5 protein-coding genes and 1 tRNA gene are annotated in these 7,097 nt (G+C 68.9%); 3 read left to right on the plus strand and 3 right to left on the minus strand.

Annotation, left to right across the window (positions count from 1 at the left end; all coding sequences use genetic code 11):
• On the minus strand, nt 1-525 hold a 525-nt coding region (locus BKY59_RS06620), incomplete at its 3' end, for an NYN domain-containing protein (protein WP_338056516.1).
• Between the two features lie 235 nt (nt 526-760).
• Between BKY59_RS06620 and BKY59_RS06625 the strand changes: the two genes are divergently transcribed.
• Nucleotides 761-3,355, plus strand: a complete 2,595-nt coding sequence (locus tag BKY59_RS06625) for a TonB-dependent receptor plug domain-containing protein (RefSeq protein ID WP_076069914.1) — start codon at nt 761-763, stop codon at nt 3,353-3,355.
• A gap of 233 nt (nt 3,356-3,588) precedes the next feature.
• On the opposite strand, the gene BKY59_RS06630 is transcribed toward BKY59_RS06625, so the two are convergent.
• Nucleotides 3,589-3,662: transfer RNA gene (locus BKY59_RS06630), tRNA-Gln, on the minus strand.
• Between the two features lie 184 nt (nt 3,663-3,846).
• On the opposite strand from BKY59_RS06630, the gene BKY59_RS06635 reads away from it, so the two are divergent.
• On the plus strand, nt 3,847-4,974 hold the full coding sequence (locus tag BKY59_RS06635) for a Ppx/GppA phosphatase family protein (RefSeq protein ID WP_076069916.1): 1,128 nt from the start codon (nt 3,847-3,849) through the stop codon (nt 4,972-4,974).
• The gene (locus tag BKY59_RS06640) at nt 4,971-5,657 is read left to right on the plus strand and encodes an RlmE family RNA methyltransferase (RefSeq protein WP_076069917.1); all 687 of its coding nucleotides are present in this window, start codon (nt 4,971-4,973) and stop codon (nt 5,655-5,657) included. The genes BKY59_RS06635 and BKY59_RS06640 overlap by 4 nt, the downstream gene beginning before the upstream one ends.
• Nucleotides 5,658-5,899: 242 nt before the next feature.
• On the opposite strand, the gene BKY59_RS06645 is transcribed toward BKY59_RS06640, so the two are convergent.
• On the minus strand, nt 5,900-7,097 hold a 1,198-nt coding region (locus BKY59_RS06645), incomplete at its 5' end, for an ATP-dependent helicase C-terminal domain-containing protein (RefSeq protein ID WP_276205485.1).

A 7,097-nucleotide genomic window follows, 5' to 3' on the forward strand; every position in this document is an offset into this window, starting at 1 on the left:
CGCACGCGCCACGTCGGTCCGCGCCACCTCCGCCCGCGGGGCGGCTTTCGCGGCGGCCGGCGCGGCGGACCCCACCGGCATCGCCGCTGCGGCGGCACCCTTCTGCCGGAACAGTTCGGTGTAGATGAACCGGTCGCAGGCGGTGATGAACGGCTTGGGCGTCTTCTTCTCGCCGAACCCGAACACGGTCAGCCCGTTTTCGCGGATCCGCGTCGCCAGCCGCGTGAAATCGCTGTCGCTGGTCACCAGGCAGAACCCGTCCAGGCTGCCCTGATGCAACAGGTCCATGGCGTCGATGATGAGCGCGCTGTCGCTGGCGTTCTTGCCGATGGTGTTGCGGAACTGTTGGATCGGCTGGATCGCATGTTCCATCAACGGGTTCCGCCAGCCGGCCAGGTTCTGCATCGTGAAATCACCGTAGATGCGCTTCACCACCGCGGTGCCGAGCGCGGCGACCTCGGACAGCAGCGGCCCGATCACGTTGGGGGATGCGTTGTCGGCATCGATCAGGACGGCAAGGCGCAAGGCAGGTCTCCGGGCACGAATGGTCCGGTCCGTGTACGGCGCTTTGCGAACCGGGTCGACCATCTTGCCCGGGTCCGGCCTGCCGCCCGCGGCATCGGTGCCGGAAAGACCGGTGTGTTGCCCGGCGGGCACAATGCGACAGAAACGGTACGGCCGCGATATTCCGGATGGTCCATCGCGTCACTCGCCTGCCATAGAAGCGTAACAATCTTTCAGGCATCAGGGGGCACCTGCCATGACCTACGTCCGTACCGCGCTTGCCGCGTCGATCTCGTTCGTCGCGTTCACCACGGCTGCCGCCGCGCAGGTCGCCGGCCCCGCCGATGTGCCCAGCCTGGCCGCAGCGCCCGTCGAGGCGACCGATCCCGGCGACACCGTCGTGGTCACCGGCACCCGCCGCACCGATCGCACCATCGCCGACAGCCCCGTCGCGGTCGACGTCATCAGCGGTGCGGCGATCAGCCAGACCGGCTACACCGAAACCGCCAAGGTCCTGTCGCAACTCGTCCCCTCGTTCAACTTCCCGCAACCCTCGATCACGGACGGCACCGACGTGCTGCGCCCCGCCACGCTGCGCGGCCTCTCGCCGGATCAGACGCTGGTGCTGATCAACGGCAAGCGCCGCCACACGTCCGCGCTGCTCAACATCAACGGCTCCGTCGGTCGCGGGTCCGCCGCGGTCGATCTCAACACCATCCCCCCGCTTGCGATCGAACGGATCGAGGTGCTGCGCGACGGTGCCGCCTCGCTCTACGGGTCCGACGCGATCGCCGGCGTCATAAACATCCAGCTGAAAAAGCGCGAAGGCGGCCGCGCCCAGGTCACCTACGGCCAGTACCGCACCCGCGTGGCCGGCGTGCCGGAGGTCGTGGGGCTCCTCCAGAACAGCGCCGGCCAGCCGCTGCTCAACGCCGACGGCACCTACCAGCCGCAATATGGGGAGCGCGACCGCAAGGAAAATGACGGCGAAACGCTCACCCTCGCCACCAATGTCGGCGTACCGGTCGGCCCCGGCGGCTATCTGAACGTCACCGCCGAATATAAGGATCGCAACGCCACCAACCGCGCCGGCTATGATCCGCGGCGGCAATATCCGCTGGTCGGCGGGCGCGTCGATCCGCGCGAATTCACCGTCAACCGGCTGAACCACCGGTTCGGCGATGCAGCCACGTCGGACATGAACTTCTTCGTCAACGGCGGCTATGAACTGTCGCCCTCGGTCGAATTCTACACCTTCGGCAGCTACGGCATCCGCGACGGGTCCAGCGCCGCATTCTATCGCCGCCCCGCGGGGCCGGGTACGCTGTCCGACCTGCGCAACTGCAACTATGCCAGCGGTTCGTGCCAGCCCTTCTACGCGGACGGGTTTCTGCCGCTCATCAACAGCGAGATCGAGGATTATTCCGCCGCCGCCGGCATCAAGGGGGCGCTCGCCGGGTTCAACTACGACCTGTCCTATGTCTACGGCCACAACGCGTTCGATTTCGGCGTGTCGCAAAGCTACAACGCTTCCTTCGGCCCGCTCAGCCAGGTGACGTTCGACGCCGGCGGCACGCGTTTCGGCCAGCATGTCGTCAATCTCGACCTGCAACGCGACCTCGCCGTCTCGTTCGCCAAATCCTTCTCGATCGCGGCCGGTGCCGAATATCGCCGCGAAAACTACAAGGTCCGCGCCGGCGACCTGCAAAGCTACGCCGCCGGCCCGTTCGCGGTCGCCCCGTTCAACGCGCCCGCCGGCGCGCAGGGCTTCCCCGGCTTCCGCCCCGCCAACGCCATCGACCGGTCGCGCCACAGCGTCGCCGGCTATGTCGAGGCGGACGCCGATTTCGGTGAGTGGCTGACCGTCCAGGGCGCGGGCCGCTACGAACATTATTCCGACTTCGGCGACACCGTGAACGGCAAGCTGGCCGCCCGCATCGCACCGGTCGAAGGGATCGCGCTGCGCGGCTCCATCTCCACCGGCTTCCGTGCGCCGTCCCTGCAACAGCAATATTTCTCCACTTCGTCGACCAACAACGTCAACGGCACGCTTGTCGAAATCGGCACCTTCACCGTCGACAGTCCGGTCGCCCGCGCGCTCGGGTCGCAGGATCTTGATGCGGAAAAATCGCTGAACCTCGGCGGCGGCGTCACGCTCACCCCGTTTCGCGGGTTCAGCCTGACGGCGGACTATTACAACATCCGGATCAAGGATCGGATCGTGGTGACCGAAAACCTTCAGGGCGCGGGCGTCGTCACGCTGCTCCAGGCCGCGGGCTTCAACAACATCACCTCCGCGCGCTTCTTCATCAACGGCATCGACACGCGGACGCAGGGCGTCGAAGTCGTCGGCACCTACCGCGTGCCGGACCTCGGCTTCGATATCGGCAACGTTTCGCTCACCGCCGGCTTCAACTACAACAAGACGAAGATCACCGACTATGCGGTCCTGCCGACCGTGTCCGGCCTCACCCTGTTCGGCCGCACCGAATCGCTCCGGCTGGAGGATGGCCAGCCGCGCACGAAACTCAATTTCGGGCTGGACTGGGACAAGGACATGCTCGGCCTGACGCTGCGCACCAACCGCTACGGCAAGGTGCTGTCGCCCGGCGCCACCGCCGCGACCGACGTGACGCTCGATCCGAAATGGATCACCGACGCCGAACTGCGCATCACGCCCTACAAGAAGCTCGAACTCGCGGTCGGTGCGAACAACGTCTTCGACGTCTACTCCACCCGCCTGCCGCAGGGCGCGGCATTCCCGAACAACTATTTTATTCCCTATTCCAGCGCATCGCCCTTCGGCTTCAACGGCCGCTACCTCTACGCCCGCGTCTCGATCGGTTTCTGACGAACGCACCCTGATCGGTCATCCCGGAAACCATATTGTCGTGCCCCGGCGCAGGCCGGGGCCTAGGTGAAACGCGCGCTACCCAGTCCCGACCGTAGGCCTGGGTACAGCAACTGCTCCCCACAGGCTCACCCGGTCACCATCACGAACCGCAAGCGTCAACAGCCGCGATCCGCACGCAAACACGCGCATACACCATAGGCGGAATGGTCAGGAATGTCAGGAAAAGCCGCTGGATGCCCCGCGTGGATTCGAACCACGATAAACGGTATCAGAAACCGTTGTCTTACCTTTAGACGACGGGGCAGCAGCGTGTCCGCCGCCTAATGGCTCGGCCGGTCACTGTCAACGGCGCATCGCCGCCATTCCGCGTGTCGCCTGCGTGCCACCCGCTAGCCGCGCGGCTTGTGTCGACGACACCACGGCGCTACGCTGCTCCCAAGCACCGGCAGCGTCTCGCTCCGCCGGCCCCGAGACAGAGTTTCCGATCCATGGCGTACCGCCCCGCAGAGGCCGCGCCGTCCCCCGGCGCACGGCCGGGACGTGCGGCATCCCCACCCACCGGCCGGCCGCCCGGTCCGTCCAAGGGCGCGCCACCCGCATCCGCACCGCCCGCGTCCGCATCGAACCCCCGCACCGCCCCCCCGCGTATCCAGCGCGGCACCTATGCGGCGCTGGATCTCGGCACCAACAATTGCCGCCTGCTGATCGCCCGGCCGCAGGAGGACGGCTTCGTCGTGGTCGATGCGTTCAGCCGCGTCGTGCGGCTGGGCGAAGGGCTCGCCGCCACCGGCCGGCTGTCCGACGCGGCGATGGACCGCGCCGTCTCGGCCCTGTCGATCTGTGCGGACAAGCTGATGCGCCGCCACGTCACGCTCGTCCGCTCGGTCGCGACCGAAGCGTGCCGCCGCGCCACCAACGGGGCGGACTTCGTCGCTCGTGTCCACCGCGAAACCGGTATCGCCCTCGAAGTCATCACGGCGGAAACCGAAGCAAAGCTCGCCGTCCTCGGTTGCCACGCGTTGCTCGAACCCGGCGACGGCCCCGCGCTCGTGTTCGACATCGGCGGCGGGTCGACCGAACTGGTGCTGCTCGACACCGCGGCCGGCGAACCGCGCATCGTCGACTGGTTCTCGGCCCCCTGGGGCGTCGTCTCGCTCAGCGAGAATGATCCGCACATGGGGCATGATGCGGATGCGCTCCAAGCATCCTACCATCGGATGAAGGCCCGCGTGGCCGATGCGTTCGCCGGCTTCCACGGCGCGATCGGCGCGCGAATGCCGGGGCCGATGCGGCTGCTCGGCACCAGCGGCACCGTCACCACGCTCGCCAGCGTCCATCTGAAGCTGCCATCCTATGATCGCCGCGCGATCGACGGGCTGATCGTGCCGTCCGAATCGATGCGCGCGATCAGTGCTCGGCTGGCGCGCATGTCGGTGTCGGAACGCGCGACGCTCGCCTGCATCGGTCATGAGCGGGCGGACCTCGTCGTCGCCGGCTGCGCGATCCTCGATGCGATCCTCGATATCTGGCCCGCCGAACGGCTGGGCGTCGCCGACCGCGGCATTCGCGAAGGCATATTGCGCACCCTGATGGGCCGCGAAAGGGCACGGCCATGAGCCGCGGTGGTTCCGGCGGACGCGTCCGCGTGAAGACCGGGCGCGGCCGCACCGCGGCGTCCACCCGCTGGCTCGAACGCCAGCTGAACGACCCCTATGTGCGCCGTGCCAAGGCGGAAGGCTATCGCAGCCGCGCGGCCTACAAGCTGATCGAACTGGACGAACGCTTCGCGCTGCTGCGCGGTGCGGAACGAGTGATCGATCTGGGCATCGCGCCCGGCGGCTGGGCACAGGTGGTGCGCAAGCAACGCCCGAAGGCCACCGTCGTCGGCATCGACCTGCTGCCCGTCGATCCGATCGACGGGGTCGAGATCCTGCTGCTCGATTTCATGGACGACAGCGCCCCCGCCGCGCTCACCACCGCCCTCGGCGGCCCGGCGGACCTCGTCCTGTCCGACATGGCGGCCAACACCGTGGGCCATGCGCAGACCGACCATCTCCGCACCATGGGCCTGGTCGAGGCAGCCGCTATCTTTGCGGGCGAAATCCTGCGCCCCGGCGGCGCGTTCGTGGCAAAGGTGCTGGCCGGCGGCGCGGACAGCGACCTCGTGGCGCTTCTCAAGCGCATGTTCACTACGGTCAAGCATGCCAAGCCGCCCGCCAGCCGCAAGGATTCGTCCGAATGGTACGTGATCGCGCAGGGCTTCAAGGGCGCCCCGGCGGACGCGGGCAAGAGTGAGTAGAGGCAAGGTACTGAAAGCCCGCCCGCATCGCCTGAGTGCACTGGGCTCAGTCCCACACAGACCCCCAGGTGATCCTGTCCGAGAAGGTCCCGCTCAGGCTGAACGCTCCTGGGTACACGTCCATTTCGAGCGCAGTCGAGGACGTGTATCGAAGCACAAAGTCCACCGGACAGGCCCCCCATCCCCGCCGGTGCAGCCGCATCCGGTTCAGACCACCACCGCAACCAACCCTCGTCCGCGCCTCACCGCCCCGCATGCCGCGCATCCGCGCGCTTGGTGCGCAGCGTCGGGTCCGCGGCGGCCGGGTCGTCCGGCCAGGGATGGCGCGGATATCGCCCGCGCATCTCGCGCGCCACCGCGGTCCAGCTTCCCGCCCAGAAACCGGGCAGGTCGCGCGTCGTCTGGATCGGCCGCCCGGCCGGCGACGTCAGCCGCAGCACAAGCGGCACGCCCGCCGCCACCGGATGCACTGCCAGCCCGTACAGTGCCTGCACGCGCAAGGTCACTGCCGGGCCGCCGTCCGCGCCATAGTCGATCGCATGGCTGCTGCCCGCCGGTGACCGGAACGTCGCGGGCGCAAGTCCGTCCAGCAGCTGCGTCCCCGCCCAACCCAGCATGGCCGACAACGCCTGCTCCACCGCCGTGTTCGCCATGCCGTCCAGCCGACGCCGCCCGGCAAGCAAGGGGGGCAGCCAGTCGTCCAGCCCGGCCAGCAACGCCGCATCGTCCAGCGCGGGCAGATCGGCCGCGCCCTTCCCCCCCGCCGCCCGCGCATGCGCCACCCGTGCCTGCAACGCGCGCGCACCCTCGCTCCACGGCAACAGGTCCAGCCCGTGCGTGCGTACCCCTTCCAGCAACGCCGTCGCCACCGCCTCGGGATCGCGCGCCTCGTCCGGTCCGGACGCCAGCCGGATCGCGCCCAGCCGCCGCTCGCGCAACGCCGCGACCCCGCCCGTCGCCGGATCGAACGTCACGGTCCGCCGCGTCTCGATCCGATCGCCGAACAGCGCCTCCACCGTCTCGCGGTCGATTGCCGCGGCCGACAGGATGCGCGCGCCCGCCGCCACGCCCTGCACCTCGCCTACCGCCAGCCATTCGGCCTGCGCCAGCGGCGACATCGGATCCAGCCGGAACCCGCGCCCGCCGACCGAGGCCCAGTCCGCCCCGTCCACCCCCCGCCGCCGCGCCACCCGGTCCGGGAAAGCCAGCGCGAGACAGGCGCCGACGACGTCTGGGGCGTCGTTCTGGCTCTCGCGATACATACCACGCCCATCCTGACTCTCCCCACCCCGACCATCCCGAGCGACGTCGAGGGACCGACCGAGCGCAGCCGAGGGCGCCCCACCCCCGTCGCGAGCACCAACAGCCCCGGCCCAGCGCCGCGCCAGTCCGCGCGCGGCCTCCGCCCGGCCGCCCCGCTCCCCGCGCCAGCGCCGCACC

Origin of the sequence: Sphingomonas montana, assembly GCF_001956315.1 — a bacterium.
Lineage (GTDB): Bacteria > Pseudomonadota > Alphaproteobacteria > Sphingomonadales > Sphingomonadaceae > Sphingomonas_R > Sphingomonas_R montana.

Bases quoted from the DNA above. Each gene is read 5' to 3' on its own strand.
- BKY59_RS06625 (WP_076069914.1), top strand. From the start codon at position 761: ATGACCTACGTCCGTACCGCGCTTGCCGCGTCGATCTCGTTCGTCGCG.
- BKY59_RS06635 (WP_076069916.1), top strand. From the start codon at position 3,847: ATGGCGTACCGCCCCGCAGAGGCCGCGCCGTCCCCCGGCGCACGGCCG.
- BKY59_RS06640 (WP_076069917.1), top strand. From the start codon at position 4,971: ATGAGCCGCGGTGGTTCCGGCGGACGCGTCCGCGTGAAGACCGGGCGC.